The 26590-nt window shown below is 70.4% G+C and carries 25 protein-coding genes and 1 pseudogene; 8 read left to right on the top strand and 18 right to left on the bottom strand.

Translation table 11 applies throughout. The features are described 5' to 3' along the window. Positions 1-27: 27 nt before the first annotated feature. Positions 28-825 (bottom strand): ABC transporter permease, encoded by a 798-nt coding sequence (locus ACFY1E_RS27890; RefSeq protein WP_389080360.1) that lies wholly within the window; start codon positions 823-825, stop codon positions 28-30. Next, complete coding sequence (locus ACFY1E_RS27895) at positions 822-1814, bottom strand: ATP-binding cassette domain-containing protein (protein ID WP_389080361.1); 993 nt, start codon at positions 1812-1814, stop codon at positions 822-824. The genes ACFY1E_RS27890 and ACFY1E_RS27895 overlap by 4 nt, the downstream gene beginning before the upstream one ends. A gap of 244 nt (positions 1815-2058) precedes the next feature. Between ACFY1E_RS27895 and ACFY1E_RS27900 the strand changes: the two genes are divergently transcribed. The 3 genes from ACFY1E_RS27900 to ACFY1E_RS27910 are packed head-to-tail and all read left to right on the top strand — an operon-like array spanning position 2059 to position 4561. After that, positions 2059-3186 (top strand): ABC transporter ATP-binding protein, encoded by a 1128-nt coding sequence (locus ACFY1E_RS27900; protein ID WP_389080362.1) that lies wholly within the window; start codon positions 2059-2061, stop codon positions 3184-3186. Then, positions 3183-3893, top strand: a complete 711-nt coding sequence (locus tag ACFY1E_RS27905) for an ABC transporter permease (protein ID WP_389080363.1) — start codon at positions 3183-3185, stop codon at positions 3891-3893. The genes ACFY1E_RS27900 and ACFY1E_RS27905 overlap by 4 nt, the downstream gene beginning before the upstream one ends. After that, complete coding sequence (locus ACFY1E_RS27910; RefSeq protein WP_389080365.1) at positions 3890-4561, top strand: ABC transporter permease; 672 nt, start codon at positions 3890-3892, stop codon at positions 4559-4561. The genes ACFY1E_RS27905 and ACFY1E_RS27910 overlap by 4 nt, the downstream gene beginning before the upstream one ends. Before the next feature lie 94 nt (positions 4562-4655). On the opposite strand, the gene ACFY1E_RS27915 is transcribed toward ACFY1E_RS27910, so the two are convergent. The 4 genes from ACFY1E_RS27915 to ACFY1E_RS27930 are packed head-to-tail and all read right to left on the bottom strand — an operon-like array spanning position 4656 to position 8977. Continuing rightward, the gene (locus tag ACFY1E_RS27915; protein ID WP_389080366.1) at positions 4656-5258 is read right to left on the bottom strand and encodes an ATP/GTP-binding protein; all 603 of its coding nucleotides are present in this window, start codon (positions 5256-5258) and stop codon (positions 4656-4658) included. Further along, complete coding sequence (locus tag ACFY1E_RS27920; RefSeq protein WP_266961866.1) at positions 5245-5661, bottom strand: DUF742 domain-containing protein; 417 nt, start codon at positions 5659-5661, stop codon at positions 5245-5247. Before ACFY1E_RS27920 ends, ACFY1E_RS27915 begins: the two co-directional genes overlap by 14 nt. Positions 5662-5678: 17 nt before the next feature. Further along, positions 5679-6137 (bottom strand): roadblock/LC7 domain-containing protein, encoded by a 459-nt coding sequence (locus tag ACFY1E_RS27925; RefSeq protein WP_389080368.1) that lies wholly within the window; start codon positions 6135-6137, stop codon positions 5679-5681. Further along, positions 6134-8977, bottom strand: a complete 2844-nt coding sequence (locus ACFY1E_RS27930) for an ATP-binding protein (RefSeq protein WP_389080369.1) — start codon at positions 8975-8977, stop codon at positions 6134-6136. Before ACFY1E_RS27930 ends, ACFY1E_RS27925 begins: the two co-directional genes overlap by 4 nt. A 264-nt stretch (positions 8978-9241) precedes the next feature. Here ACFY1E_RS27930 and ACFY1E_RS27935 point away from each other — a divergent pair, with 264 nt between their 5' ends. Beyond that, positions 9242-10201 (top strand): ABC transporter substrate-binding protein, encoded by a 960-nt coding sequence (locus ACFY1E_RS27935; protein WP_389080371.1) that lies wholly within the window; start codon positions 9242-9244, stop codon positions 10199-10201. Between the two features lie 65 nt (positions 10202-10266). Here the strand turns inward: ACFY1E_RS27935 and ACFY1E_RS27940 are convergent, their stop codons facing one another. The 8 genes and pseudogenes from ACFY1E_RS27940 to ACFY1E_RS27975 all read right to left on the bottom strand — a co-directional run bounded on the left by ACFY1E_RS27940 (position 10267) and on the right by ACFY1E_RS27975 (position 17848). Then, positions 10267-11673 (bottom strand): glycoside hydrolase family 43 protein, encoded by a 1407-nt coding sequence (locus tag ACFY1E_RS27940; protein ID WP_389080372.1) that lies wholly within the window; start codon positions 11671-11673, stop codon positions 10267-10269. A gap of 110 nt (positions 11674-11783) precedes the next feature. Next, positions 11784-12386: an ATP/GTP-binding protein gene (locus ACFY1E_RS27945; RefSeq protein ID WP_389080374.1), complete on the bottom strand. Its 603-nt coding sequence runs from the start codon at positions 12384-12386 to the stop codon at positions 11784-11786. Next, positions 12373-12732 (bottom strand): DUF742 domain-containing protein, encoded by a 360-nt coding sequence (locus ACFY1E_RS27950; RefSeq protein WP_389080375.1) that lies wholly within the window; start codon positions 12730-12732, stop codon positions 12373-12375. Before ACFY1E_RS27950 ends, ACFY1E_RS27945 begins: the two co-directional genes overlap by 14 nt. A 1-nt stretch (position 12733) precedes the next feature. Continuing rightward, positions 12734-13165, bottom strand: a complete 432-nt coding sequence (locus ACFY1E_RS27955) for a roadblock/LC7 domain-containing protein (protein ID WP_030940055.1) — start codon at positions 13163-13165, stop codon at positions 12734-12736. A gap of 15 nt (positions 13166-13180) precedes the next feature. After that, positions 13181-15532 (bottom strand): nitrate- and nitrite sensing domain-containing protein, encoded by a 2352-nt coding sequence (locus ACFY1E_RS27960; protein WP_389080377.1) that lies wholly within the window; start codon positions 15530-15532, stop codon positions 13181-13183. A 172-nt stretch (positions 15533-15704) separates the two neighbouring features. Next, the gene (locus ACFY1E_RS27965; RefSeq protein ID WP_389080378.1) at positions 15705-16712 is read right to left on the bottom strand and encodes a substrate-binding domain-containing protein; all 1008 of its coding nucleotides are present in this window, start codon (positions 16710-16712) and stop codon (positions 15705-15707) included. 236 nt (positions 16713-16948) lie between these two features. After that, positions 16949-17056, bottom strand: a pseudogene (locus ACFY1E_RS27970) (SAM-dependent methyltransferase); the annotation flags it as partial. Between the two features lie 105 nt (positions 17057-17161). After that, the gene (locus ACFY1E_RS27975) at positions 17162-17848 is read right to left on the bottom strand and encodes an Lrp/AsnC ligand binding domain-containing protein (RefSeq protein WP_389080380.1); all 687 of its coding nucleotides are present in this window, start codon (positions 17846-17848) and stop codon (positions 17162-17164) included. A 388-nt stretch (positions 17849-18236) separates the two neighbouring features. On the opposite strand from ACFY1E_RS27975, the gene ACFY1E_RS27980 reads away from it, so the two are divergent. Next, positions 18237-19688 (top strand): MFS transporter, encoded by a 1452-nt coding sequence (locus ACFY1E_RS27980; RefSeq protein WP_389080381.1) that lies wholly within the window; start codon positions 18237-18239, stop codon positions 19686-19688. A 293-nt stretch (positions 19689-19981) separates the two neighbouring features. Here ACFY1E_RS27980 and ACFY1E_RS27985 read toward each other — a convergent pair whose 3' ends face one another. Beyond that, on the bottom strand, positions 19982-21001 hold the full coding sequence (locus ACFY1E_RS27985; RefSeq protein ID WP_389080383.1) for an Lrp/AsnC family transcriptional regulator: 1020 nt from the start codon (positions 20999-21001) through the stop codon (positions 19982-19984). A gap of 40 nt (positions 21002-21041) precedes the next feature. Here ACFY1E_RS27985 and ACFY1E_RS27990 point away from each other — a divergent pair, with 40 nt between their 5' ends. Beyond that, the gene (locus ACFY1E_RS27990; RefSeq protein ID WP_389080384.1) at positions 21042-21737 is read left to right on the top strand and encodes a magnesium transporter; all 696 of its coding nucleotides are present in this window, start codon (positions 21042-21044) and stop codon (positions 21735-21737) included. A gap of 105 nt (positions 21738-21842) precedes the next feature. On the opposite strand, the gene ACFY1E_RS27995 is transcribed toward ACFY1E_RS27990, so the two are convergent. Both ACFY1E_RS27995 and ACFY1E_RS28000 read right to left on the bottom strand, forming a co-directional pair. Next, positions 21843-22271: a DUF6114 domain-containing protein gene (locus ACFY1E_RS27995; RefSeq protein WP_389080386.1), complete on the bottom strand. Its 429-nt coding sequence runs from the start codon at positions 22269-22271 to the stop codon at positions 21843-21845. Further along, entirely contained in the window at positions 22271-22924 is a 654-nt protein-coding gene (locus ACFY1E_RS28000) for a DUF6230 family protein (protein WP_389080388.1), read from the bottom strand. The genes ACFY1E_RS27995 and ACFY1E_RS28000 overlap by 1 nt, the downstream gene beginning before the upstream one ends. Before the next feature lie 662 nt (positions 22925-23586). On the opposite strand from ACFY1E_RS28000, the gene ACFY1E_RS28005 reads away from it, so the two are divergent. Further along, the gene (locus ACFY1E_RS28005) at positions 23587-24240 is read left to right on the top strand and encodes a Tat pathway signal sequence domain protein (RefSeq protein ID WP_389080389.1); all 654 of its coding nucleotides are present in this window, start codon (positions 23587-23589) and stop codon (positions 24238-24240) included. Between the two features lie 18 nt (positions 24241-24258). Here ACFY1E_RS28005 and ACFY1E_RS28010 read toward each other — a convergent pair whose 3' ends face one another. Continuing rightward, on the bottom strand, positions 24259-25194 hold the full coding sequence (locus ACFY1E_RS28010) for a lytic polysaccharide monooxygenase (protein WP_389080391.1): 936 nt from the start codon (positions 25192-25194) through the stop codon (positions 24259-24261). 706 nt (positions 25195-25900) lie between these two features. Here ACFY1E_RS28010 and ACFY1E_RS28015 point away from each other — a divergent pair. Beyond that, positions 25901-26545, top strand: a complete 645-nt coding sequence (locus ACFY1E_RS28015) for a ScbR family autoregulator-binding transcription factor (protein ID WP_389080392.1) — start codon at positions 25901-25903, stop codon at positions 26543-26545. Positions 26546-26590: the final 45 nt, after the last annotated feature.

Genomic DNA, 26590 nt, shown 5'->3' on the forward strand with positions numbered 1-26590 from the left:
CCTTTCCGGGTCGTTGGTGATATCTGATCAGCTGGGGTCGCGGTCGAACAGGCGGAGCGACCACACGAACCCGAGGACCGCGATCCCCACGCTCCAGGCCACCGCCATCCAGCCGTCGTGCCCGATCGCCGTTCCGGTCAGCAGCCCGCGCACGGTCTCGATGACCGTGGTGAACGGCTGGTACTCGGCGAACCAGCGGATCCAGGACGGCATCGAGTCGACCGGCACGAAGGTGCTGCTGACGAAGGGCAGCAGGAACGAGATCGGCAGTGGGGCGTTGCTGGCCCCCTCCGGGGTCTTGCTGATCAGCCCGAGGGCGACCGAAAGCCAGGTCAGGCCGAGGACGAACAGACCGAGCAGCCCGCCGGCCGCCAGCCACTCCAAGGGACCCGCGTCGGGACGGAAGCCGATGGCGAGGGCGACGGCGGTCACCAGGACCAGGTTGATCACCGTCTGGATGACACTGCCGACCACATGGCCGACCAGGATGGACGCCCGGGAGATCGCCATCGTGCGGAAGCGGGCCACGATGCCCTCGGTCATGTCCGTGCACACGGCGACCGCCGTCGGCACGCCTCCCATGCCCGCGGTCATCAGCAGGATGCCGGGGACGAGATAGGCGAGGTAAGCGGTACGGCCGCCGCTCTGGCCGATTCCCGCGCCGAGCGCCGAGCCGAAGACGTACACGAACAGGAGCAGCAGGGAGACGGGGATGAGCGCGACCTGGAGCGTCATCGACGGGTAGCGGCGGGCGTGCAGCAGATTGCGGCGCAGCATGGTGAGCGAGTCGCGGACGTGCGGGGCGGGCGGGGCGGCGGTGGTCATCGGGCCTGCACCTTCTCGTGGCCGGGGCGGTCGGTGACCGCGAAGAAGACGTCGTCGAGGTCGGGGGTGTGCACGGTCAGGGAGTCGACGTCGACGCAGGCGCTGTCGAGTACGTCGAGCAGGGCGCGCAGGGTGTGCACGCTGCCGTCGCCGGGGACCCGGAGGGTCAGCGCCTCGTCGACGGGGGTCCCCCCGCTCGAGCGAAGCCGAGAGTGGGGGAGCAGTCCCGGGCCCAGCGCCTGGGCGGCGCGGGTGAGTTGAGCGGGGTCGAGGAACCGGAGCCGGACATGGCCGCCGGGGACGAGACGCTTGAGTTCGTCCGGAGTGCCTTCGGCGACGATCCGGCCGTCGCTCAGCACCGCGATGCGGTCGGCGAGCTGGTCGGCCTCCTCCAGGTACTGCGTGGTGAGGAAGACGGTGACTCCGCCGTCGACGAGCTCGCGGATGATCTGCCACATGGTGTGCCGGGAGCGCGGGTCGAGACCGGTGGTCGGCTCGTCGAGGAAGATCACCTCGGGGGAGCCGACCAGCGTCATCGCGATGTCGAGGCGCCGTCGCATACCGCCGGAGTAGGTGGCGGCGGGCTTCTTCGCGGCGTCCGACAGGTCGAAGCGCTCCAGGAGTTCGGCGGCGACGCGCCTGCCCTCGGGGCGGGGCAGGTGGTGCAGGTCCGCCATGAGCGCCATGTTCTCCTCGCCGGTGATCAGGTTGTCGACGGCGGAGAACTGGCCGGTGACGCCGATCGCGGCCCGTACGGACTGCGGTGCGGCGGCGACACCGTGGCCGGCGACCCGGGCCTCGCCGCCGTCGGCGCGGACCAGTGTGGAGAGGATCTGGACGGTGGTGGTCTTGCCGGCTCCGTTCGGGCCGAGCAGCGCGAAGACCGTGCCGCGCGGGACGTGCAGGTCGATGCCGTCGAGGACGACCTTGTCGCCGTATGCCTTGCTCAGGCCGGTGGCCTCGATGGCCGCTGGTGTCGTCGGGTTCATGCCGCAGAGCGTGCGGGACGCCGGATTCAGGGCGGCTTCACGGCGGTTTCAGCGGGGCGGAGGGACTGAAACCCGGCATGGGAAGGAAACGCCTTCCAGCGGCGGCCATGACCGTCGGGGCCGTGCCTGCACTGAGCGCGTGCCGAGGCCGGGGCCGGATCCGGCCAAACTCCCGAAGGAAACGCGAAACACAACAGGTCTAGACTCTGCCTGCAACGGCCCAGACCGAAGGGTGTTCGGCGTCTTGATACGCATAGATTCAGTCACCAAGCGCTACCCCGACGGTACGGTCGCGGTCGACAACCTCTCCCTGGAGATACCCGACCGCTCCATCACCGTCTTCGTCGGACCGTCGGGCTGCGGCAAGACGACGACCCTGCGCATGATCAACCGGATGATCGAGCCCAGCGAGGGCACGATCACCCTCGACGGCAAGGACATCACCCAGCAGCCGGTCAACACGCTGCGCCGGTCCATGGGCTACGTCATCCAGAACGCCGGCCTCTTCCAGCACCGCACCATCGTCGACAACATCGCCACCGTGCCCCGGCTGCTCGGCTGGAGCAAGGACAAGGCGCGGGCGCGGGCCCGGGAGCTGATGGAGCGGGTCGGACTGGACGGCGCGCTCGCCAAGCGGTACCCGTACCAGCTGTCCGGGGGCCAGCAGCAGCGCGTCGGCGTGGCGCGGGCCCTGGCGGCGGATCCGCCGGTGCTGCTGATGGACGAGCCGTTCTCGGCCGTCGACCCCGTGGTGCGCAAGGGCTTGCAGGACGAACTGCTCCGAATCCAGGGGGAGTTGGGCAAGACCATCGTCTTCGTCACCCATGACATCGACGAGGCCGTCAAGATCGGCACCATGGTCGCCGTGATGCGCACCGGCGGTCACCTCGCCCAGTTCGCGCCGCCCGCCGAGCTGCTGTCGAACCCCGCGGACGCGTTCGTCGAGGACTTCCTCGGCGCGGACCGCGGTATCCGGCGGCTGTCGTTCTTCTCCTCCGCCGGACTCGACCTGCTGACCACCCCCGTCGTGGCCGTCGACGCCACCGCTGAGCAGATCGCCGAGCGCAGCGCGAACAGTGCGCCGTACCTCCTGGTCACCGACGTGGACGGCAGGCCGCTCGGCTGGAGCGAGCCGGGCGCCCTGACCGCGGGGAGCATCGACCCCGCCCGGCTCCTCACCCACGGCCGCCCCTTCGAACACGGCAAGGACTCGCTGCGCGCCGCGCTCGACTGCGCCGTGCTCTCACCCACCGGGTGGGCCGTCGCGGTGGGCGCCGACGGCCGCGTCGCGGGCGTGGTCTCGCAGCAGACCATCGGCGAGGCCATCCGCACCGCCCACGCGGAAGGCCGTACGGAGAAGGTCGTCGGATGAGCGGGGGCTTCTTCGGCATCCCGAGCGACCTGCAGAACACCTACTGGGGTCTGGTCGGGCTGCATCTGCGCGAGGCGCTGATCCCGGTCGTGGCCGGACTGGTGGTGGCGCTGCCCATCGCCCAGCTGTGCGTGCGGCTGCGCTGGCTGTACCCGCCCGTGCTGTGGGTGACGACGATCCTGTACGCGGTCCCCTCGCTCGCCTTCTTCGTCGTCCTCATCGACTACACCGGCCAGACCGAGACGACGGTGATGATCCCGCTGGGCATCTACAGCCTGGTGGTGTTCGTCCCGGCGATCGTGGACGGCGTCCGGTCCGTGCCGCAGGAGACCCTCGACGCGGCCACGGCGATGGGCCTCGGGCCGGTACGCCGGTACTTCCAGGTCCAGTTGCCGATCGCGGCGCCCGCGATCATCGCCGGGCTGCGGGTCGCGACCGTCTCCAGCATCTCGCTGGTCAGCGTCGGCATGCTGATCGGCAACCAGGGCGGCCTGGGCAATCTGCTCAACGACGGCATGATCTACCACCAGCCGCGCCTGGTCTGGCTGTCCGTCGTCGGCACTGCCGTACTCGCCATCCTCGCGGACGCCCTGCTGGTCCTCGTCCGCGTCCTCGTGACCCCGTGGATGCCGCGCGGCACCCGCAAACCCCGTCCCGTCGACGAACCCGAACCGATGCAGGCAGCACTGGAGGACGCCGTCCGATGAACGTCCTCCACTTCATCAACGCCTTCTTCAGCGACAGCGCCCACTGGCACGGCTACGACGGCATCCCCACCCGACTGCGCGAGCACATCCAGTACTCGCTGACCGCGCTCGCCATCGCCGCCGCGATCGGCCTGCCGGTCGGCCTGCTCACCGGGCACACCGGGCGCGGCGGCAACACCGTGGCGTTCGTCGCCACCGCCGGCCGGGCCCTGCCCAGCTTCGGCCTGCTGGTGCTGATGTTCGTGCTGCTCGGGCTCGGCCTGACGCCGGTGATGATCCCGCTGGTCGTCCTCGCCGTCCCGCCGATCCTCGTCACCACCTACGAGGCGGTGCGCTCCGTCGACCCGTCCCCGGTGGACGCGGCCCGCGGCATGGGCATGGCCGAGCCGCGCATCCTCTTCCAGGTCGAACTCCCCGTCGCCCTCCCCCTGATCCTCAGCGGCCTCCGCTCGGCGGCCATCCAGATCGTGTCGACGGCCACCATCGCCGCGTACGTCTCGCTGGGCGGCCTCGGCCGGTACATCGTGGACGGCCTCTACCAGCGCAACTACGAGAAGGTGGTGGGCGGCGCGAGCCTGGTGGCGATCCTGGCTCTGCTGACGCTGGGGCTGTTCGGGGCAGTAGCGCGGTTCACGGTTTCGCCGGGGGTGCGCCGGAGCGCCCGATAGGGGCGCGGGGCTGTGTCGATCAGCGGCTCCGCCAAGGGGCGCGGCCAGCCCCCACCGACCCGCGGACGAACGAGGACCGGTTGGGGGCTGCCCGTCACCCCTCCGTACGAGCCAGCGCAAGCTCGAGCACGACCAACAGAGCGTCCCGCACAGACCCCCGCTCCCGCGCATCGAACACGATCACAGGGATGTGCTCGGCAACGTCGAGGGCCCACCGCACCTCGTCCAGACCGTGCTCCACCTTCCCGTCGAAGGCGTTGACGGCGACGGCGAACGGGATCTGTCGGTGCTCGAAGTAGTCGACGGCGGCGTAGCAGTCGTCGAGACGGCGGGTGTCCACGATGACCAGGCCGCCGATCGCGCCCTCCACGATGTCGTCCCACATGAACCCGAACCGCTCCTGGCCGGGCGTGCCGAACAGATACAGCTTCAGCGTCGGGTCGATGGTGATGCACCCGAAGTCCATCGCCACCGTGGTCGTGGTCTTGCGCGGGGTGTGGCTGAGGTCGTCCACGCCCGCCGCGACCTCCGTGATGGCGGCCTCGGTGGTCAGCGGTTCGATCTCGGAGATCGCACCCACGGCGGTGGTCTTTCCCACGCCGAAACCGCCCGCAATCACCATCTTGACCGGCAGCGGCGGTCGTACGGCGGCCCCCTGGTCGGCCGTGGCGAGGGTGGCCGGTTCAGTCGGTGTCACGCAGTACCCCTCGGGAGTTCGGGATGGCCCGCAGGCCATCGATCACCCTGCGCAGGACGGATGCGTCGTGGGTGACGTCGACGTCGGGCACGTACACCGTCAGATGCCCGGCGGCGCGCAGGTCCTCGGCGAGGACCCGCACGACGTTGAGGTGCAGCCGCAGCCGGGCCGCCAGTTCCGCGACGGACTGCGGCAGCCGGCAGGCGGCGACGATGTCGTGCTGCTCGAAGGAGAGGCCGTCGAGGACGGCGAGGCCCTCGGCGGTGGCCACCACCTGGGTCTCGACCGGCATCGGTCTGCCGGACGCCGTCGGCGCCACCCGGCCGGCCGTGACCAGGAACGGTCGTACGGCGGGGGCCGGACCGACCGGGTCCGGGCCCGGAGGTGGGGAGCCGTCCGCCATGGGGTCGCCGGTCCCGGTCAGAGGGCCGTCGGCGAGCCGACGCTGTTCTTGAGCGCGAGCACGAGCTGCGGGTTGAGGGCGCTGCCGGCCCGGTTGGCGAACAGGGTCATCTCGTAGGCGATGTTGCCCAGCTTGGCCTCCTTGTCGGTGACGACGCCGAGCACGGCGCCGCTGCCGATCGCGGAGACCAGGACATGGCCGCCCTCCAGGTCGATGATGACCTTGTTGAGGGCACCCAGGCCGTAGTTGCCGGACGCGCCGGCGGCCAGGCTGGTGATGCCGGAGACGATCGCGGCGAGCCGCTCCGAGTCCGCGGGTTCGCGCAGCTCGGAGACGGCGATGAGCAGCCCGTCGGACGAGACCGCGATGGCGTCGACGACACCCGCGGTCTCGGTAGCGAAACGGTTGAGCAGCCAGGTGAAGTCGGCTGCGGCGGCCTGCAGTTCGGCGGGCGTGGCGCCAGTCGGCGTACTCACTGCTCGGCTCCTTCCGGGAGGTGCTTCTGGTCGTGCGGGTCGGGGATCGCGGGCCGGCTGCCGGCGGCGCTGTCGCGGTGCGCGCGTTCCACGGCCGCCTCGAACTCGTCGAGCGCGTCCCGCACGGCGTCGGCATCGGCGAGCCGCGGGGCCTGCCGTGCCGCCTGCTGGGCAGCGGCGTCGACGGTCGTACGGAGAGTGGCACCGCGGACACGGCGACGCAGGGGCCGCGAGGAGCCGTCACCCAGGGGCGCCTGGCCGGTCCCGCCGGGGGCGGACGGCACTGTCGCGCCCGGGGTGGCCTGGAAAGACGATACCTCCGGTCCAACACCCGAAGAACCGCCGGGGGTTGTGTCCTCGGACCGGGAGTGGCTCACGTCGCTGAACGCCTCGGTACGGAGGACTTGCCCGGAACCGGACGGGAAGGAATCAGCAGCCCCGGCGCCCGGGTCGGGCGTTGCCGACGCCGTGCCCGGCGCGGGTGCACTCGGCGGCATGTCCGCGGTCGTGCCGGTGACCGGTTCGGGCCCCGCTGCGGCTGGTGCCGCGTCCACGGCCCCGCTCGGTGCCGGTGCGGGCGTCGCCTCGTCCGTCGTGTTCGGCGTGGGGGCGGTCGGGTACGGAGTCTCGTCGGCAGGGTCTGCTTCCCGGCGGGGCACCCGGCGCGGGAGCGGTCCGCCGGGGCGCGTGGTGTCGGCCGTCGTTGCGGAGGCTTCGGCGACGGCGGCGGACCGGCGCGGGCCGGAGACGGCACCGGACAGCGGCCGTTCAGCGGCCGTCCGCCCCACCGCCACCGCCGTGACGTCGTCCCGAGCCTCCGCCGACGCGGTCGTGAGGTCGCCCCGAGTCTGCATCGGCCCCGTCGGCGCTTCGCCCCGGTCCACCGCGGGCCCGACCGGGCTCATCGTCAGCAGCAGTGACGACGGCACCGTCACCTCCGCCGTCAGGCCGCCGCCCGGTGTGCGGGACAGCAGCACGCTGACGTCCCAGCGGCGCGCCAGGGTGCCGACCACGAACAGGCCGAGCACCTTCGTCGGCACCACGTCGAGGCGTTCGCGGCGGATCAGCCGGGCGTTCTCCTCGGCGAGCCGCTCGGCGCTCATGCCGAGGCCGTGGTCGGAGATGACGATGGAGGCACCGCCCGAGAGGGCTGCTTCCTCGCCGGAGGTGTCCCGTACGTACACCTCGACGGGGCTGCCCGCCGGCGAGAACGACACGGCGTTCTCCAGGAGTTCGGCCACCATCAGCGTCAGGTCGCCGATGATGTCGGGCTCCACCATGACCTCGGTGCGCGCATGCAGCCGTACCCGCTGGAAGCCCTCGATCTGCCCGAGCGCGGCGCGTACGACGTTGGTGAGGGCGGTGGGCCCGGAGTCGAGGACCGTCTCGCGGATGCCGGCCAGCAGCATCAGACTGTCCGCGTTGCGGCGCAGACGGACGGCGATGTGGTCGATGGAGTAGAGGCGTTCGAGCAGGGCCGGGTCCGTCTCGCCCCGCTCCACCGCGTCGATCAGCGCGAGTTGACGAGTTGTCAGGTTGCTGACCCGGCGGCCCACGTTGCCGAACATCTCGGCGACGTTGCGCCTGCTGAGCACCTGTCGTTCCAGCAGCGCGATCGCGGTGGTCTGCACGCGGTTGATCACCTCGGCCAGCTCACCGATCTCGTCGTCCGCGGTGACCGGCATCTCGCGCAGCTTCGGCGGGCTGTCGTCCTCGGCGTCGTCGTCGGCCACCCGGGCCAGTTCCCGGCCCGCCACCTCGGCGACCTCCCGCGCAGCGCCGGTGAGGGCCTGCACCGGCCCGACCACCGAGCGGCGCACCAGCACCGAGAACGCGAGCCACAGGACGAAGCCGAGCAGCGCCGCGGCCAGCAGCAGACCCGCGCGCCACCAGGCCTTGGTGGAGGCGTGGTCGGCGCCGTCGGCGATCTGGGCGATGAGGGACGAGGTGATCTTCAGCCGGGCCGCGGCCTGCTCCGGGTAGGCGGGATAGTCGCTCAGGGCGTCCTGGAACGCGGCCCTGATCTCCGCCGGCGTGGTGGCCTGCAGGGTGCTGGGCGCCACCTGCAGCTCGGCGTACGCCTGGGCGATCTCCCGCTGGGCGGCGGTGTGTTCGACGGCGCCGAGCTCGTCGGCCTGCTGCTCGGTGCCGAACCGGGAGAAGCGCTCGGCCTGGCTGGTGTAGAGCTGGTAGGCGCCGACCGCGGTGGTGAACTCGATCTGCGCGTTCGTGTCACCGGTCGTCGCGGAGAACACGCCGGTCTCGAAGGAGCCGTGCGCGGCGTCGGCGCGCAGCAGCGAGTCCAGCAGGTTGCCGGTGAAGGTGGCCGCCAGCTCCGCGTTGCGGTCGAGGCCCAGGCCGTCGATCACGGTCCTGGCGGCGTTGTCGTAGGCGGGGTCGATGTTGCTCGCGGGCAGATAGCTCTGCTCCACCGTCCCGCGCAGGCTGGTGAGGCCCTCGACCTCCTTCAGCGCCTGCGCCTCACCGTCCGGCAGCCCGTCGCCGAAGCTCCGGCGCACCTGCGCGATCTGCGTGTCGACCGCGTCCTGCGCCTTGCGGTAGGCGGTGAGCGTGGACTGGACGCCCCGGCTTCCCGCCTCGTAGCGCACGGACAGCAGGATCGCCAGCTGGTGCTCGCTCTCCAGGTCGTTGACCAGTGAGGCCACCTGCTCGCTGTTGCGCACGAGGTCCGCCGCGGACGCCGCGTCCCGCGCCTGGCCCACCTGGCCGGCGATGAGATAGGAGAGCAGGGCGGCCACGACCGCCAGGGGGACACCGACCAGGAGGTTGAGCTTGCGCCGGAACGACCACCGGTCGGCGAAGCCCCGTATGCCGGCCACCGGGCCTCCTCTATTTGACCGATTCTGAGCGCCAACTGCGTGGAGACTATCGCCTCATTGAACGATCAAGCACGTTGCCCTTAGTCAAGAATCCATTACGAAGAGCCTCCGGTTCAGCCTCCGTCCGTTTACACAGAATTCACAACTGATCACGCATCGAGGCCAATTGGTGACCCGGCTGCTCTTGACTGACCAAGAAGAGGCTGGATTGGATCAGTCCCAGAGCTTGCTTCTCATTAATCCCCAAGGTCCGGAACGGGAATCGTGACTTCCAACAGCCCACGCAGCAGGTCCCTCAGGAGCTACCCCGCGGCGGCCGTCGCGCTTGCCGCGACCACGGCCCTGCTGGCGGGATGTGGCTCCTCCGACGGCAGCAAGTCCTCCGACCCGCTCCAGGACGGAGGGTCCGACGGCAAGACCGTCGTCGTCGGCTCGAACAACTTCCCCGAGAGCATCCTGCTCGCCGACATCTACGGTGAGGCCCTCAAGGCCAAGGGTGTCAAGGTCACCTACAAGCCGAACATCGGCAGCCGCGAGACGACGTACGGGCTGCTGAAGAACGGCTCCATCACCGTGCTGCCGGAGTACAACGGCGCCCTGCTGGCCTACCTCGACCCCAAGGCCGCGCCGAAGACGGTCGAGGCGACCACCGCCGCGATCGAGGCCAAGCTGGACTCCAAGCTGACGCTCCTCGACCCCGCCGCCGCGCAGGACAAGGACTCGGTCACGGTCAACAAGGCCACCGCCGACAAGTACAAGCTGACGTCCGAGTCCAGCATCGCGGACCTGAAGGGCATCGCGAAGGGCCTGACCATCGGCGCCTCGCCGGAGTTCCAGACCCGGCAGCAGGGCCTGGTCGGTCTGAAGTCCGTGTACGGCCTGGAGTTCGAGGGCTTCAAGGCGCTGGACGCGGGCGGCCCGCTCACCCTGGCGGCGCTGAAGAAGAACACCGTGCAGGTCGCGGACATCTTCACCACGGACCCGAACATCACCAAGGAGAAGTTCGTGGTCCTCCAGGACCCGAAGAACCTCTTCGGCTTCGAGAACGTGCAGCCGCTCGTCTACAAGAGCGGACTGTCCTCGAAGGGTGTCGCCGCGCTCAACGCGGTCTCGGCCAAGCTCGACACCAAGTCCCTGCTCGAACTGGACACCCAGGTCCAGCTCGAGAACAAGGACCCGCTGGACGTCGCCAAGGCCTGGCTGAAGTCGGCCGGCCTGGGCTGACCCCGGACGAACACCACGCGGGCGTCCCCACTCGGGGGGCGCCCGCGTCGTGTGCGCGGGCCCGCTCAGTAGCCGACGTAGAAGGTCGCGTCCTGCTTGTCGGTGGTGGTCGAGATCGGGTCGATGCGCAGGACGTAGTCGTAGTGGCGGATGTAGCGGGTCGGGTTGTTGTACGAGCGGAAGGACGCCCAGGAGGAGTCGGCCAGCCCCGCGGTCCGGTAGAACGTGGCATCCGCGGCGAACGTCGACGTGCCGTCGTTGGCGTCCAGTTGGAGCGCGTAGTTGTAGTGCCGCAGGTAGCGGGTGGGGTAGTTGACCGACTGGAAGGACACGCCCGCGCTGTCGGCGAGGCCCGGCACCAGCTTCCACTGGGAGTCGATGTACGGGTCGAAGGCGTACTCGTCGATCCGGCCGACGTAGTTGGCGTGGCGGACGTAACGGGCCGGGTAGTTGTAGGACTTCAGCCGGTTCCAGGCGGGCGTGCCCCACTTGGCGAGCAGGTTGTCGTACTCGGTCGAGGTGATCGGCTGGATGCCGCAGTGCTTGGAGTTGAGCGGCTGGGTGTAGGTCCTCTGGTCGAGGGCCGTCCAGGTGCCGGCGGCCAGGCTGCTGGTCTGCCAGGCGTAGAAGACGCCGTTCGGCGACCAGGTGTCACCCCAGAGGTACCAAGTGGAGCTGGACGTCAGGGACTTGACCAGGGTCGGGGCCTCGGTGCCGCCGTGCGAGACGGGTGTGCTGAACGGGGTGAAGCTGCCCGGGTCGAGTGAGCTGGAGCGGGCGCCGACCAGGGTCGAGTTCTTCTTGAAGTAGAGGTAGTTGACGCCGTTCACACCGATCGCGAGGTCGCCGTCGATGACGTCGTAGCCGGGGTCGAAGAAGACCTGGGGGCTGCCCGCGGTCACGAAGTCGCCGGTGTAGTTCACCATGATCACGTTGTGGCCGCTGGAGTTCACGGCCGAGTAGATCACGCCGTACGTGCCGCGGCCCGCGTCCCAGTAGGCCTCGGGCGCCCAGCTGTGGGTGTTCATGTCGTGCAGCTTCATCCGCCGGTAGCCGGTGAAGGTGCGCAGGTCGGTGGAGTCCCAGACGTGGATGTACTGGCTGACGTACGTCCAGTCGGTGCCCTTGAGGTCGGTGGCGAGGACGACGAACGTGCCGTCCTGCTTGCGCAGGATGAACGGGTCGCGCAGGCCCAGGGAGCCCTCGGTGGGGGTGGCGACCGGGTTGTTCTGGTTCAGCGGGGTCCACTGCAGGCCGTCGGGGCTGACGGCCAGGTGCAGGCCGTAGTTGGCGGCCAGCATGTCCGGAGACTCCGTGAAGTAGCACATGACATGGGCCGAGTCGGTGGCGGCCCGCGCGGTTCCCGCACCCAGGGCCAGCACACCGGTGGCGGCCAGTGGGGCGGTCGCCGCCATGCCGAGGAAGGAGCGGCGGGAGGGGTGGGGGTGCGCGGGGTGCGGCGTCGCGTTCATTCCTGCTCCTGCGGTCGATATGTCGAACAAGGTTCGGTAAATCGATCAGAAGTTAGGGATGTGGCGCATGCGCGTCAATGAGACGGTCGCGCTTGGCTGAATTTCGCCGTTCACTTTTCCGTCGGCCGTGGACCGCCTGTGTGGACCGCCGCCGCGATCAACTGGTCGATCAGCGCGATCAGTACGTCCCGGGACGACTCCCGCTCGCGTGCGTCGCACAGCAGCACCTGGACGTGGTCCGGGAGGGCGAGTGCCTCGCGGATCTCCTCGGGCGGGTACGGGTGGTCGCCGTAGAAGCCGTTGACGCCCACCACGAAGGGGATGCCCCGGCGTTCGAAGAAGTCGATGGCGGCGAAGCTGGTCTCCGGGCGGCGGACGTCGATGAGGACGACCGCGCCCAGGGCGCCCAGGGCGAGGTCGTTCCACATGAACCAGAAGCGCTGCTGGCCGGGCGTGCCGAAGAGATAGAGGACGAGGTCGCTGCCGATGCTGATGCGGCCGAAGTCCAGGGCCACGGTGGTGGCCCGCTTCTCCTCGATGCCGTCCAGGTCGTCCACGCCGAGACCGGCGGCGGTCAGCGGTTCCTCGGTGCGCAGCGGGGCGATCTCGCTGACCGAGCCGACCATCGTGGTCTTGCCGACGCCGAAGCCACCGGCGATGAGGATCTTCACCGTGTCGGGCGCCGCCCGGGTGACGAGGTCAGAGCCGGTCAAGGCCGTCCCTCACTTTCTGCAGCAGGTCCAGGTCTTCCGGTCGGCAGGAGACGGGGTGCGGGGCACGGACGGTGATACGGCCGCTCTCCAGCAGATCGCAGAGCATGATCACCACCACGCTCACCGGCAGGTCCAGCAGTGCGGCGAGTTCCGCGACGGCGATCGGCTCGGCGCAGCGGCGCAGGATGCGCTGGTGCTCGGGCTGCGGTCGGGTGGCCCAGGTCGGCGGCGGGTCCACCGCGGTCACCGTCGTGATGAGCGTGAAGTCGGCACGGCTGGGCCGGGTCCGTCCTCCGGTGAGCGCGAACAGCCGTACCAGACGGCCGTCCGTGTCGCCTCCGCTCACCTCACGCGCCGGACTCGGCGGTCGGGCCGAGACCCGCCCTCGGTGCCGCGCTGAGGTGCTCGCCGATCTTCTTCACCAGCATGTTCATCTGGTACGCCACCACGCCGACGTCCGCGCCCTGACTGGTGAGGACGACGAGATGGGCGCCCGGGCCGGCCGAGGTCAGTATCAGATAGCTGTGCGCCATCTCGATCAGCGCCTGCCGCACCGGGCCGCCACGGAAGTCCATGCTGACGCCCTTGCTCAGGCTCATCAGACCGGACGCGGTCGCCGCAAGGCGTTCGGCGTCGTCGCGCAGGAACCCGGTGGACTTGCTGACGACCAGCCCGTCCTCGGAGAGCACCACGGCGTGGTTCACCTCGGCGACCCGCTCCACGAGTCCGGTCAGCAGCTGGTCGAGCTGGGTATGGGTGGCTGGGATGGGGCGTGTCATGGCGGTGTTCCTTCGTCAGCGGTCGGCGGGCGGAGTCGAGGGGACGTCGGTTCCTTCGGCAGGGAGGTGCGCACCCGGTTCCCGAGTGCCGGGCGCTTCCTCCTGGCCCTGGTCGTACTGCGTCTCTGTGCCGTCGTCACGCGCCTGGAGCGTGCCGCGCTGGAAGCCGGCGAGCGAGGCCGCGGCCCGCTCGGCGGTGAACTCCTCGGCGTGACCGTTGTGTTCGCCACCGGCGGGCTCCTCGCGCAGCTCGGCGGCCAGGCTGGTCTGGGGGACACGGCGGGGCAGCGGGGCGAGGCTGTCGCGCCGGACGGCGGGCACGGCTGCGGCGAGGGCGGTGCGCGCCGGGGCTGCGGGGCGGGGCTCCCGTACGGCTTGAGCGGGCTCCTCCGCAGGGGGCGGTTCCTCCGCGGCGGGGGTGTCCTCGGCGGGGGCCGGGATCGGCTCCCGTACGACGATCTCGTGCGGGAGCAGCACGATCGCCGTCGTCCCGCCGTACGGTGAGGGGCGCAGCGTGACCGCGATGCCGTGCCGGGTGGCGAGCCGGGCGATCACGAACATGCCGAGCCGGAGGTCGTCGGCCAGCGCCACCACGTCGAACTGCGGCTGGACCGCCAACTGCGCGTTGAAGGAGGCGTAGTCCTCCTCCGACAGGCCGAGGCCGCGGTCCTCCACCTCGATCGCCAGGCCCTTGGCGACCAGCGCGGCCCGCACGTCGACCGGGGCCGGAGAGGGCGAGTACGCGGTCGCGTTGTCGATCAGCTCGGCCAGCAGATGGATCACGTCGGCCACCGCGGGCGGTGCGATGCACACGTCCTCGTCGGTGTGCACCTCGACCCGCTGGTACTCGGCGACCTCGCCGACGGCGCTGCGCAGGATGTCGATCAGCGCGACCGGCTCCCGCCAGCTGCGCCGCGGCTGCTCACCGCTGATGATGACCAGGTTCTCCTCGTAGCGGCGCAGCTGGCTGGCCGTGGAGTCCAGTTCGTACAGGCCCTTGAGGACGTCCGGGTCGGAGTGGCTGCGCTCCAGCGCGTCCAGCTTGGTGAGCTGGAGATTGACCAGGTTCTGGCTCTGCCGGGCGATGCCGAGGATGACCTTCTGGAAGCCGCGCCGGGTGTCGGCGAGCTCGACCGCGGTGTGCACGGCCGTGCGCTGCGCCTTGTTGAACGCCCGCGCCACCTGGCCGAGTTCGTCCCGGCCGTAGTCCAGCGGCGGGGTCGCCAGGTCCGCGTCGACCTTCTCGCCCCGGTCGAGGCGGGCCACGACGTCCGGCAGCCGTTCCTCGGCCAGGCTCAGGGTGGCCTCCCTGAGGCCGCGCAGCCGCCGGGACAGGGAGCGGGTGATCCGCCAGGACATGCCCACGGACAGCAGCAGAGCGAGCAGACCGCCCGCGCTCAGCGAGGCGGCGGTGAGCAGCAGGCTGTCGGATTTGTCGGCGCTGCGGTCGAGCAGCCCGGACGTCTGGGCCCGGATCATCTGCCCGTACTCGTCGCCGACCTTGGCGAACGCGACCGCCCACTGCTTGCGCGCACCGGGCAGGGTCACCTTCCCGTCCGGACCCGGCCGGGCCGCGAGCACCTTGTCCTCGATGTCCTGGACGCTCTGCCACTCCGGGCTCTGCAGGATCCGCTCGGTCTGCGTCTTCGCTTCGCCCTGCAGCGAGGGGACGATCTGGTCCTCGACCAGCCAGCGCCGGGTGTCGACCAGCTGCGTGAACGTGGCCCACGACTTGTCGCTCAGCCGCCCCGCCGGCCAGGCCAGCGTGAGCTGTGTGTCCTCCTGCGCGACCAGCTCCGCCGCATGCTCCAGGGCGACCAGCGGTCCGGCCTGCGAGGTGAGGTCGCCGTCGTCGACCTGGGAGAGCTCCTGGAAGGCGTGGATCTGGTCGTCGATGATCGAGCTGTACTGGTCGAGCGCCTGCGCCGCGGTGATGTCGGTGGGATCGTCCACCTGACCCCGGTAGTACTCCAGACTGCCCACCGAGCCGAGGACCGAGTACAGCCGGTCCGAGATGCGCGCGGGCGCCTTCCTGATCGCGTCGGACTGGCCGACCAGCTTGGCGACAGCCTTGTCCGTCTGCTTGCGCTGGGCGACCAGCGCGCTGCGGGAGCCGCGCGGGTCCCCGGCCAGCCAGGCCGCCGACAGGCTGCGCTCCCGCTGCAGCGCGAGCGTCGCTTCCGTGCCCATGGCCCCCGTCGAACGGCTCAGTTCGGTCTGCCCGCGCAGCCGCAGCCCCTCGTCGAACATCTGCGTGGTCGTCAGGGCCCACATCGCGGCGAGGGTGACGCTGGGCACCAGGGCCAGCAGGATCAGGGAGAGACGTATGGAGCCGAGACGGCGCCGGGCACCTGTCCGTGGAGACATCGTCGTCCTAGGCGGTCAGCGGAGCGGAGGGAGCGGAGGGGGAAACACAGGAGTGGCCGTGAGCGGGGAGAGAAGGGGTGCACAGGATGCTATCCGTACAAGTGACCGCACGTGCCACAGGTCTCCGAATCTTTCGCGACATTGGTGTACGAAGTGTCGCCGGCCGTCCGGCTCAGCGTGTGCCGCGCGCCGCGTACCTGGCGACCGAGGCCACGTTCGCCTTGGTCACGAAGGCCGGGCCGGTGAGCACGGGGGACACACCGCCGCCGCTGATGTTGCCGTTGGTCTTGTACAGCCACAGCGCGTCCACCGCGAGATAGCCCTGCAGATACGGCTGCTGATCCACCGCGAACTGCACGTCACCGCTCTCGACGGCCTTCACCAGGTCCTGGTTGAGGTCGAAGGTCGCGACATGGGCCCTGCTGCCGGACTGCTGTACCGACTTCACCGCGGTGAGCGCGAACTGGGCGCCCAGGGTGACCACTTCGTCGATCGTCGGGTCCTGCCGCAGCTTCGTCGTGATCGCGGCGGCGGTGGCGTTCGCGTCTGCGCCCTCGACGTAGAGCATCTCGGTCCTGCCGTCGAAGGTCTTCTTCACACCGGCACAGCGGGCCTCCATGGCGACGTTGCCGCGCTCGTGGATCACGCACAGGGCGTGCTTGGCCCCGAGGGCGTCCAGCTTGTCGCCGACGGCCCGCCCGGCGAGGCTCTCGTCCTGCCCGAAGAACTCCAGCACCCCCTCGGACTGCCAGGAGTCGATGCCGGAGTTGAGGCCGACCACGGGTGTGTCCGCCGCCCTGGCCGCCGCTATCGGGCCCTTCATGGCCTGCGGTTTGGCGAGCGTCACCGCGATGCCGTCGACCTTCTGGCGGATCGCGTCCCGCACCAGTTCGGCCTGCCCCGCCGCGTCGGAGTCATTGGCGTAGGTCAGGTCGACGTCGTCCTTCGCCGCCGCGTCCTCGGCGCCCTTCTTCACCAGGTCCCAGAAGGTGTCGCCCGGCGAGGCGTGCGTGACCATGGCGACCTTGAGACGGGCGGTGCCCGCCCCGCCGGCGCCGTCCTTGGAGTCGGACGTGGCGCCGGCCGCGGAGCAGCCGGCCGCGAACAGGCACACGGCCGCGGCCAGGGCGGCCATGCGCGCGGATCTGTGGGAGGCGGGCGGTGGGGGAGGAGTGTTCATGAGGGTGCGGCACCTCGCTGTGCGGCCGAGCAAGCGGAACGGCGAGAGGAGTTCCCGGACGGCGTCCGACACGCCGTGCACCGCCCGGATGACTCTCGCTGGCCGGAGCCAATCGTGTGTGACCGCCGGTAGTCAAGTGATCAGCAACATTGAGTGAGTTGTCGCTGCCGCATCGTGATGATGCATTCGGGCTGGCGGCGGGCGTCCACGGCCCGCGGGGCCGCGGTGCAGAGCTCGTACACGGTCCTGCCCTCCGGCGTGCTGTTACGCCGGCCCTGGGACAGGGCGAGGACGAGCGGGTCGTCGTCGACGTACACGACCCGGGCGGAGGGGGCCTGGCGCTGTCCTCGGGCACGGCGGCCCCTCCCGTAACGTCGTCGAGATCCACCGGATCCCGACAATTAATTTCGTCAACTCGAGGGCGACGCAAACCACTTGGGCCACAGCAGTCACCGGTTCACCCTCGCCGGCCCGGCGGGCGTGATCGTGCCCACCGCCTTGAGCATGCGCAGCACGGGTGCGGTTTCCAGGGTGCGGATCGCCTTGACCGCGCCCAGGCCATGGGTGAGGTACCGGTACAGGGCGGCCGTGTCCCGGCACAGGGCGTGCGCCACCAGGTTGGTGGGGCCGGTGGTGTGGGCGACGAAGGCCAGCTCGTCGTGGTGGGCCAGAGTGGTGGCGACCTCGTCGAGATGCGCCGGGGCCACCGCCATCCACAGGAGGGTCTTGGCGCTGCCGCCCAGCAGGCCGGGGTCGAGCTCGATGTCGAAGAAGATCGCCCCGCAGGCGCGCAGATGGTCCAGGCGGCGCGAGACCGTCGCCGACGACCATCCGGTGCCGGCGGCGAGCTCCCCGACGGCGGCCCGCCCGTCCTGCCGCAGCGCGTGCATCAGGGCGTGGTCGGCGGGCCTGAGCTGCACCTGGTGGCTGGGCAGCGGCGTGTCCTGGGTCGCGCTCGCGATCAGGATGCGCAGGGTGGCGAAGACATGGAAGAACAGGTTGCGCACCAGCACTTCGCCCTCCGCGGGCGCTGCGACGGGTGTCTCGACGACGCCGAAGTGCTCGGGCCCGGGCAGACCGGCGGGCTTGGCGAGCAGGCGGACTTCTCTCTGGGGGCGGGCAGGACGGTCATCCACGCTCCTGAACAAGGTGAACGAAGGAAGTAGGCCTCCGGCACACGGGAGGTGGCCGGGAAACCCCAGCGTGGAGTGATCACGCCCGCCCGCTCCAGTCGCGGCGGCGGACTGGAACACTTCTTCCATCGAGGGCGGCCCTGTGAAGGAACCTCACACCGCCCAGGGGGACGGGTCTTCCCTCCCGGCGGCACGGGCGACGGAGGACGAGCCCGGTCCCGTGGTGTGGGAAATCGACACTGCGGCGGGCGCGGATGGAAGGAATCCTCCATCTTCCCGCTCTGGCTGGAGCCTCCTGTTCACCCCGCCCCACGCTGAGTCGTGGTCGGCCCGAGGCCCTCTCAACGGGGCCCCGCGCCGGCATGTCGACAACGGTGGAGAGGAACCCCCGATGACTGCTGAGCGTGTGCTGACGCCGACTCCCACGGCGTACCGATGGCGGTGGCCGGCGCTCACCGCCCTGCTGCTCGGTGAGGCGATGAACCTGCTGGACGCGACCATCGTGCAGGTCGCCGCGCCGGCGATCCATGCGGACCTGGGCGGGTCGGTGTCCGACATCCAGTGGTTCACGACCGCCTACACCCTGCCGTTCGCCGTGCTGCTGATCACCGGCGGGCGGCTGGGCGACATCGCCGGCCGCAAGCGGCTGTTCGTGATCGGTGTCACCGGATTCATGATCGCGTCCGCCACCTGCGCCGTGGCGCCCTCCGTCGGTCTGCTCATCGCCTTCCGGGTGGTGCAGGGGGCCGCGGCGGCCGTGATCATCCCCCAGACCATCGGTCTGATCAAGACGATGTTCGCCGGGCCCGAGATGTCCAAGGCCCTCGGCAGCATCGGCCCGGTGATGGGCCTGGCAGCCGTCTGCGGGCCGGTGCTCGGCGGGGTGCTCACCCATGCGAACCTGTTCGGCTCCTCATGGCGCGCCGCCTTCCTCGTGAACGTTCCCGTGTCACTGGTCGTGCTGGCGATCTCGCCCAGGCTGATGGAGAACCGCGCCCCCAAGCGGCCCACCCTCGACCTGACCGGCACCCTGCTGGCCATGGCCGGCATCGGGCTCGTGGTCTACCCGCTGATCGGCGCCGATCTGTCGGCCCTGTCCGGGTGGAGCTGGGCGGCCGTCGCGGCCGGGCTGTGCCTGATGCTGGTGTTCGCGGTGCACCAGCGGTCGGTGGCGGCCGCCGGGCGCAGCCCGCTGGTGGAGCCGAGCCTGTTCGCCCACCGCGGCTTCCCCGCCGCCCTGGTGACCTCGACCGCGTTCTTCGCCGTCACCAACGGCCTGATGATGGTCATCGTGCTCCAGCTGCAACTGGGCCTGGGCACCGACGTGTTGAAGGCGGGTCTGACCCTCGCGCCGTGGTCGGTGGGCCTGGCGGTCGCCTCCTGGGTGGCCGGTGCGCACCTGGTCAGGCGCTACGGGCACCGCATGATGTCCCTGGGCCTCGCCGTGCTGCTGGCCGGCGCGCTCGCCGCCGTCGCCGTGTACCGCGCGGCGGACCCGGACAAGTACCCCACGCCGCTGCTCCTCGCGCTCGGTGTCGTCGGGCTCGGCGTGGGTCTGTTCAGCCCCGCCTTCTTCACCATCGCCCTCAAGCCGCTGCAGCCCCAGGAGATCGGCTCGGCCGCCGGTCTGCTCAATGCCGTCCAGCAGCTGGGCGCCACGCTCGGTGTGGCGGTCCTCGGCAGCGTCTACCTGGGCAGCGCCCGCACCGGCGACGCGTCCTCGGCGCTGCACGCCGTCCAGCTGGCCTTCTGGGTCGCCGTCGCCCTGGTGGTGGTGAGCTTCGCGACGAGCCGCATGATGATCGACAGGAACGCGTCGGCGGAGGCCGGGACGGGACATTAGCCGAGCCCTTTCACACAGGGAGCGGACCAGCGGATCAGCGCAGGGACGAGCGGCGGCCTTCGGGCCGCCGCTTCTTCCATGTGGGCAGGGGGTTCAGAGCCGGGGTCATATGGACGGCCGGGCGCGCGACGCCTGGCACGCCTGCTCGCCGTGTCGTCGAAGGGGTCTGGTAGCGCTACGAGGACCTTCCGGCGCCTCGCGATCGCACGCACCGCCCCCGCTCTCGGCTTCGCCCGAGCCGGAGGACCCCAGGGCGCCGTGCGCTGACCGGGCCGGGGACATGACTCAGGCTCTCAGACCCGGGTACGGGGCGCCGCCGCGGAGCGCCTGGTCCGGGCCAGGTCCGTGATGATCGGGCTCGCCGCCTTGAGGTTCTGCAGGACCGGGCTGGTCTCCAGGGTGTGGATCGCGTCCAGTGAGCCGAGCCGCCGGGCCAGGTAGTGGTGCAGGTCGGCAGGGTCCCGGCACAGGGCCTGGGCCACCAGGTTGGTGGGGCCCGTGGTCGCGGCCACGAAAGCCAGCTCGTCGTGGCCGGCGAGGGTCGTCGCCACGTGCTCGAGGTGCGCGGGGCTCACCGACATCCACAGCAGCGCCCGGGTGTTGGCGCCGAAGTGGCCGGTGTCGACCTCCACGTCGAAGAAGATCGCGCCGCCCGCCTGCAGATCCGCGAGGCGGCGCGCCACGGTGACCGGGGACCAGCCGGTGGCCTGCGCCAGCTCGGCGTGTGTGGCCCGCCCGTCCCGCTGCAGGGCGACCAGCAAGTCCGTGTCGGACTCGGTGAGTTGGCGCGGCACGGGGACGTAGGAGGTGTCCGCCGCCTGGTGCTCGCGCAGCACCCGCTGCTGCTTGTCGTCGAGGCTGTCGGCGCTGCGCCGCCAGTTCGTCGACCCGCCCAGGTAGGTGTGCAGGATGCAGTGCGCGGACACCGCGGTGATGTGGTTGGTGCGCGGAATGTCGCGCAGGAGCAGGGAGTTGCCCGCGCCGGCCTCGGTCGGCGTGTGGATGATCGCGACGATCTCGGTGCCGCCGGAGGTGAGCTTCACCCACGAGGTGTCCTGCCGTCGCACCAGGGCGTTCGCCAGGTCCTGCGCGCTGCTCGCCGCCGCGGTGAGCCGTACGAGCCACTGTGTCTGACCTGCCTGATGAGGATCCGGCAGCCCCACCACCCGCAGGGACGCCTCGGTGCGCAGCCGGCGGTAGCGACGGGCCACGGTCTGCGGCGAGACGTCGAGCGCGGCGGCGATCTGGCTGAACGGCGCACGGCCGTCTATGTGCAGCGCGTGGATCAGGGCACGGTCCAGGTCGTCGAGCATGCACACATCCTTCAGTGGGGGCCTGCTCCGTGGAACAGAGTTGAACATAAAGAGGGAGATCGACGCGCTCGCCCTGCCCGTCGTCGACGGCGAGGAGCGGCTCGTCGGGCTGCTCACCATCGACGACGCCGTCGAGGTGATCGAGGACGCGGACACCGAGGACGTGGCCCGGCAGTCCGGCTCCGAGCCGTGGACGGGGCACTACATGGCGGCCACCGTCTGGCGGCTCGCCCGCTACCGGGCGGTGTGGCTGCTGCTCCTGCTGCTCGCCGCGACGCTGACGGTCACCGTGACCGAGGCCTTCGAGAGCACCCTCGAGAAGGTCACCCAACTCGCCATGTTCATCCCGCTGTTGATCGGAACCGGCGGCAACGCCGGCGCGCAGGCGGCGACCGCGGCCGTCCGTGCGCCGGCCGTGGGGGAGGTGCGGGTTTCGGACCTGCCCGCGGTGGTGTGGCGGGAACGCCGGGTGGGTGTGGTGCTCGGCTCGATCCTTGCCCTGCTCGGACTGGTCCTCGGCACCCTGTTCGTGGGCGTGCACATCGCCGTCGTGGTCGGCGTGGGGCAGGTGATCATCTGCGGCTGGGCGGCGACCGTGGGTGGCACCATGCCCCTGCCGGCCAAGCGCCTGGGCATCGACCCGGCGGTGGTCTCGGCCCCCATGGTCACGACCCTGGTGGACGCCACCGGCCTGGTCATCTACTTCCTCACCGCCCGCGCCGTACTGGGCATCTGAGCACCGCCCGACGGCGACCCGCCCACCGGCGGGCCCCGAGACGGGCCGGCCGGTGCGGGCTGCGGTGCCTGTGGCGGTGCGGCCTCAGGACCGCGGCTGTACGGCTTACGGCTGTACGGCCTCCAGGGCGCGCGCCTCTTTCCTGCGCTTCCGGCGGCTGACCCGCGGCTCCTGGTCCGGCAGCCAGCCGAAGGCGAGGCAACTGCCGACGGTTCCCAGGAGCAGGCCGAAGAAGAAGCCGCCCAGGTTCGAGGTGAGCCAGGTGGCCAGAGAGGCCAGTACGCCGATGATCGAGTAGAACAGGCGCTGCGTGGGGTTGAAAAGGATCAGCAGTCCGCACAGCAGCATCACGGTCGGCAGCAGGTAGCCGGTCAGGGTCTGCGCGCCGGAGTGCAGGATGACCTTCAGTGAGGCCTTCTCGGTGAGCAGGATCTCCGCCCCGCCCAGGGCGAGCAGCAGCCCGCCCCAGAACGGACGGCGGGCCCGCCACTCACGAAAAGCGGGCCGCGCGCCTTGATTCGGACTGTCCGACATCAGCAACCCGAGTCGCTGAAGCTGAGTTTCAGGCCCGGCAGCCTGAACACCCCGGCCGTCGTCGCATAGTTGGTCTGCCGCAGGTTGTCGATGTGCACCGTGTCGGCCTGCTGGCTGAAGACGCCCGCCGGTCCCTTGACTCCGGCCTTGTTGAGCGTGCTCGCGTCGTTGCCGATCTCGATGTTCCTGAAGGCGGCGTCGCCGGTCAGCTGGGTCGAGTCCGTGGTGAGGTCGGTCGCCTGCACCTTCGAGGAGCCGCTGCCCGCCTTGATCAGCAGGTTGGTGCCACCCAGGTCGACACTCTGGCACAGGCTGTCCAGCGTCGCGTTCTTGATGGCGGAGGTGACGATCAGCACCTGACCGCCGGTGTCACCCGCGTTGGGGCTGTTTTCGATCATGCTGTCGAGCCCACCGAACTGCTCGAAGCCGGTGCCGTCGAGCGACTTGGCGGTCACCGTGAAGGGCATTCCGGAGATGGAGAACGAGACCCCCAGTGCCCCCTCGGCGGTCATGATCGCGAGGCCGGCCGCGATCGCGACGGCCGGGACCGCCATCACAGCGGCGCGGCGCAGCCGGACCCGCCCGCGTCTTGCGGGGTCGGGCGAGGAACCGCTTTCTGGGTTCCCTGTGGTGAGTTCGGCGGACGAGGCCATTTCTGCTCCCATGTGCATAGTCAGTGCGGGTTGGGCATCATCGGCGCGTTGTCCTGGCGCGGACAGCGGCTGCAGACGCACGCCTCCTCCCAAACTCCCGGCGGGTGGAAGGGCTTTCTCGTACTCCGCAGTAGCCAGCGAGGAAGTTACCCGTGGTTACTTTCAAGGGTCAAGGGAGTTGTGAAAAAAGAGTGTCGGTTGTGTCCCACCTGTGGCTCAGCAGGTCCGGCGGGTTTCTCCCCGCTCTTGAATGATCGTCAACTCCCTTGTTCCACCTTGACGTTGACTGTCACTCAGGTCTACAACTGCCCCTGGCTTCCCCCAGATCCGTGGCGCCGGATCCAGCCACGCGGCACCGTCCGCGTCTCCCGGACCCCTCATGTCCGCACGGGCCCTTCACAGCCCGAGACCCCCCAGACGGCCCGGTAAGGGCACTTCCCCCCTGGCCTGCTCCAGGCCGTCGCTTCCGCCCGGCCCGGCCGGAGGCCCACCCCCAGGGTCTGCGGCCGGTCACCGGCCGGTCGTCGTTGCCGGTCCGTGGCGTACGGAGAAGGCGTCACGGTCCGGCATCGGCGGACGCCGACCGGCGTCCCCCCACCTTCCTCGCGCCACCTCGGAAGCCCCCAACCCTCAAACCCCGCACAAGAAAGAGGTACGTCCGCATGCGCACTCGCACCCTCCTCACCCTCGTCGGCACCGTCGCCGCGCTCTCGATCCCCGCGGCCGTCCCGGCCTCGGCGGCCGACACCCCGGTCCTCACCACCGGTTCGGCCGGCGGCACCGCCGTCGCGGTCGGCGACGTCCTCTCCGCACCGCTGGCCACCGGCACCAAGGCCACGCTCTACTCCAGCGCGACCGGCACCAGCGGCGTGAGCTGCACGTCCTCGACCTTCACCGCCACGGTCACGGACAACCCCGCCGCGCCGGGCACGGCCACCGAGTCCGTCGGCGCGCAGACCTTCGACAGCAGCAGCTGCACCAGCAACGTCCTCGGCGTGACGGGCGTCACCAGCATCACGGTCGACAACCTGCCGTACACCACCACCGTGGCCTCCGACGGCACGCTCACCGTGACCCCGGCGAGCGGCTCCACCATCCAGACCACGGTCAAGCTGAAGACCCTGCTGGGCTCCATCACCTGCGTCTACCAGGCCCCCAGCCTGACCGGCACGACGAGCAACAGCGACGCCAGCATCAACTTCACCAACCAGCAGTTCACCAAGGTGTCCGGCTCGTCGCTCTGCTTCAGCAGCGGCTACTTCACCGCCAAGTACGCCCCGGTCACCGACAACGGCGCCACCGTCTACGTCAACTGACCCTCAAGCAGGCGTAGTTCAGCGTCGACGCAGACGCAGCGCCAGGGCGGCGCCGCCGGTGAGCACCAGCACCGCAGCGGCGCCGCCCGCCAGCATGGGCGCGGACGGTCCCGAGCCCGCTGTGGAGGTCGAGGCCACCGGGGTGCTGTCGGGCTCGGTGGATCCCTGCCGTGGAGTCGTCGCCGCTTCGGTCGTACGGGACGGGGTCGTACGGGGTTCGGGCGTGACCGTGGGGCTGCTGCTCGCGCTCTTTCCGCCACCGCCCGCGGACGTCGGCGCCGATGCTGCCGTACCGCCGCTCCTGCCGCTCCCGGCCGTCCCGAACACCACGTCGGAGCACGAGTAGTACGTGTCCGTGGTGCTGCTGTTCTGCCAGATGGTGTAGAGCACGTGGCGCCCTCGCCGGTCGGACGGCAGCTTCGCGGTGATGCGGTACGCGCCGTTCGTCAGGGCCGGGTCCTTGACCGACGCGAACGGCTTGTCCGGCAGCTCGGACCAGGTCAGCGGCTTCTTCGGGTCGTAGCCGGGCTTGGTGAGGTAGAGCTTGAACGTGCCGGTGTGCGGGATCGTCGAGGCGTACTTCATCGTCAGGGCCGCACCCGGCCTCAGGGTCGTCGACGGCCAGTCGGAGCGGGCGAGGTCGAGGCCCTTGTAGGCGGGCAGGCCGCCGCTGCACAGCTTTCCGTCGGGGATGACCTGCCGGTCCCTGCCGCCCACGTCCGCGACCCGCAGGTTGTCCCAGAACGTGAAGGGGGCGCCGTTCGCGGCCACGGCCGCCCTGCACGCCGCCGACTGCGCGTTGCTGCCGCCGTCGGGTGAGCAGGCGTAGGCCCTGCTGACCGGATCCGTGGGCGCGCCGTGTGCCCGGGCGGGGGCCGCCGCCCACAGGGGGAGCAGGAACGAGGTCACGAAGGCGGCCGCCAGGGCCGTGCGGTGTGCGGTCATCCGGGGCATCCGGAACGTCTCCTCGGCCGGCGTGGAACGATGTGCTCCCGTGAAGTACGGGCGACCGGCCCGCCGCGTTCAGCAGACGACGCCCGGCAGCGGTCCGGCGCGAACAACTCCTTGAACCTTGACCGTTCACCTGCGCCGTCGCCCCTCGCAGCCGCCCCGGTCACATTGAAGACCAACCGGTCGCCTCGTACCCTGGCAGTCGCCGGGACGGGCACCTCGCCGTCTGGTCTGTCATTCGTTTGCAGGGGACCGAGGGAGGTTCGCGCTGTTCGCACAGTGGCCCTGGGCTCATTGGTTACACGTGTCCTCGGACCGGTCGCCGTATGAGCCGCTGCTCATCGCGGAGACCGTCCGGCCGTCGGCAACTGCGGGTAGATACCGCCCATCCTGTTTTCTTCGGTCCGCTCGATCATGTCCCTTGTGTGCTGCTCCGGGAGGCGGCCCGGTAGCCCACCCGTGTCCGGGCCTTCGGGCCGACCGGGGCGGGTCCTTCCATGCGGCCTTCCATCATTATGCTGAGCTGGACGGACCCACCTGGATCGAAGTGACGGACGAGGCCGGGGCTGATGTGGGGGTCTGTGGCCTCCAGGGCGAGCCGACAGTTTTCGAGTGCGAAGTCTGTACCGCCGCACGGTGAGATATCGTTCACTGGGAGTGAGAGAAACAGACAGTCCGGCCCGTTTACAGCCCCAGGAGTGTTCAGTCGATGGCGAGGCAGTTACGCGCCGAGCAGACCCGCGCGACGATCATTGCGGCCGCAGCAGACCTGTTCGACCGCCGCGGCTACGAATCGACCAGCTTGAGCGACATCGTGGAACACGCCCAAGTCACCAAGGGCGCCCTCTACTTCCACTTCGCGGCCAAGGAGGACCTCGCCCACGCCATCATGGAGCTGCAGTCCAAGGCCTCGCACGAGGTGACGAAGGATCTGGACGGACGCGGCTACTCCTCGCTCGAAACCCTGATGCGCATCACCTTCGGCATCGCCCGGCTCTCCGTCGAGGGCCCGATACCCCGGGCCGGGCTCCGGCTTGCCACTGGCGAAGTCGCCGTGCGGCCGCCCCTGCAGCACCCCTTCACCGAATGGCGGGACCTCGCCACTCGCAAACTCCTCGGCGCCGTCAAGGAGTCCGACGTCCACCCGGACATCGATGTCGACGCCGTCGCCCACTCCCTCGTCAGCTTCTTCGTCGGCACCCGCGTCGTGGGCCGTTCCCTCGAACCCGTCGCCCACCAGCCCCGCAGACTGGCCGAGATGTGGCACCTCACGATCCGCGGCCTGGTCCCGGTGACCCGCCGCGCCCGCTATGTGAGCCTCGCCGCCCGGCTGGAGCGGGAGCGCTCCGCTTGAATGGCCGAAGTGCTGCTCCACCGCGGGTGCCGTGGCGTCGGGTGG

It is taken from the genome of Streptomyces sp. NPDC001604, assembly GCF_042893475.1.
Lineage (GTDB): Bacteria > Actinomycetota > Actinomycetes > Streptomycetales > Streptomycetaceae > Streptomyces.

What these genes read in the sequence shown, in the direction of transcription:
- ACFY1E_RS27905 (WP_389080363.1), top strand. Translation starts at nt 3,183, where the DNA reads ATGAGCGGGGGCTTCTTCGGCATCCCGAGCGACCTGCAGAACACCTAC.
- ACFY1E_RS27995 (WP_389080386.1), bottom strand. Translation starts at nt 22,271, where the DNA reads ATGTCGGACAGTCCGAATCAAGGCGCGCGGCCCGCTTTTCGTGAGTGG.
- ACFY1E_RS27920 (WP_266961866.1), bottom strand. Translation starts at nt 5,661, where the DNA reads ATGGCGGACGGCTCCCCACCTCCGGGCCCGGACCCGGTCGGTCCGGCC.
- ACFY1E_RS27940 (WP_389080372.1), bottom strand. Translation starts at nt 11,673, where the DNA reads ATGAACGCGACGCCGCACCCCGCGCACCCCCACCCCTCCCGCCGCTCC.
- ACFY1E_RS27955 (WP_030940055.1), bottom strand. Translation starts at nt 13,165, where the DNA reads ATGACACGCCCCATCCCAGCCACCCATACCCAGCTCGACCAGCTGCTG.
- ACFY1E_RS27965 (WP_389080378.1), bottom strand. Translation starts at nt 16,712, where the DNA reads ATGAACACTCCTCCCCCACCGCCCGCCTCCCACAGATCCGCGCGCATG.
- ACFY1E_RS27960 (WP_389080377.1), bottom strand. Translation starts at nt 15,532, where the DNA reads ATGTCTCCACGGACAGGTGCCCGGCGCCGTCTCGGCTCCATACGTCTC.
- ACFY1E_RS28005 (WP_389080389.1), top strand. Translation starts at nt 23,587, where the DNA reads ATGCGCACTCGCACCCTCCTCACCCTCGTCGGCACCGTCGCCGCGCTC.
- ACFY1E_RS27910 (WP_389080365.1), top strand. Translation starts at nt 3,890, where the DNA reads ATGAACGTCCTCCACTTCATCAACGCCTTCTTCAGCGACAGCGCCCAC.
- ACFY1E_RS27890 (WP_389080360.1), bottom strand. Translation starts at nt 825, where the DNA reads ATGACCACCGCCGCCCCGCCCGCCCCGCACGTCCGCGACTCGCTCACC.
- ACFY1E_RS28000 (WP_389080388.1), bottom strand. Translation starts at nt 22,924, where the DNA reads ATGGCCTCGTCCGCCGAACTCACCACAGGGAACCCAGAAAGCGGTTCC.
- ACFY1E_RS28015 (WP_389080392.1), top strand. Translation starts at nt 25,901, where the DNA reads ATGGCGAGGCAGTTACGCGCCGAGCAGACCCGCGCGACGATCATTGCG.
- ACFY1E_RS27980 (WP_389080381.1), top strand. Translation starts at nt 18,237, where the DNA reads ATGACTGCTGAGCGTGTGCTGACGCCGACTCCCACGGCGTACCGATGG.
- ACFY1E_RS27985 (WP_389080383.1), bottom strand. Translation starts at nt 21,001, where the DNA reads ATGCTCGACGACCTGGACCGTGCCCTGATCCACGCGCTGCACATAGAC.
- ACFY1E_RS28010 (WP_389080391.1), bottom strand. Translation starts at nt 25,194, where the DNA reads ATGCCCCGGATGACCGCACACCGCACGGCCCTGGCGGCCGCCTTCGTG.
- ACFY1E_RS27895 (WP_389080361.1), bottom strand. Translation starts at nt 1,814, where the DNA reads ATGAACCCGACGACACCAGCGGCCATCGAGGCCACCGGCCTGAGCAAG.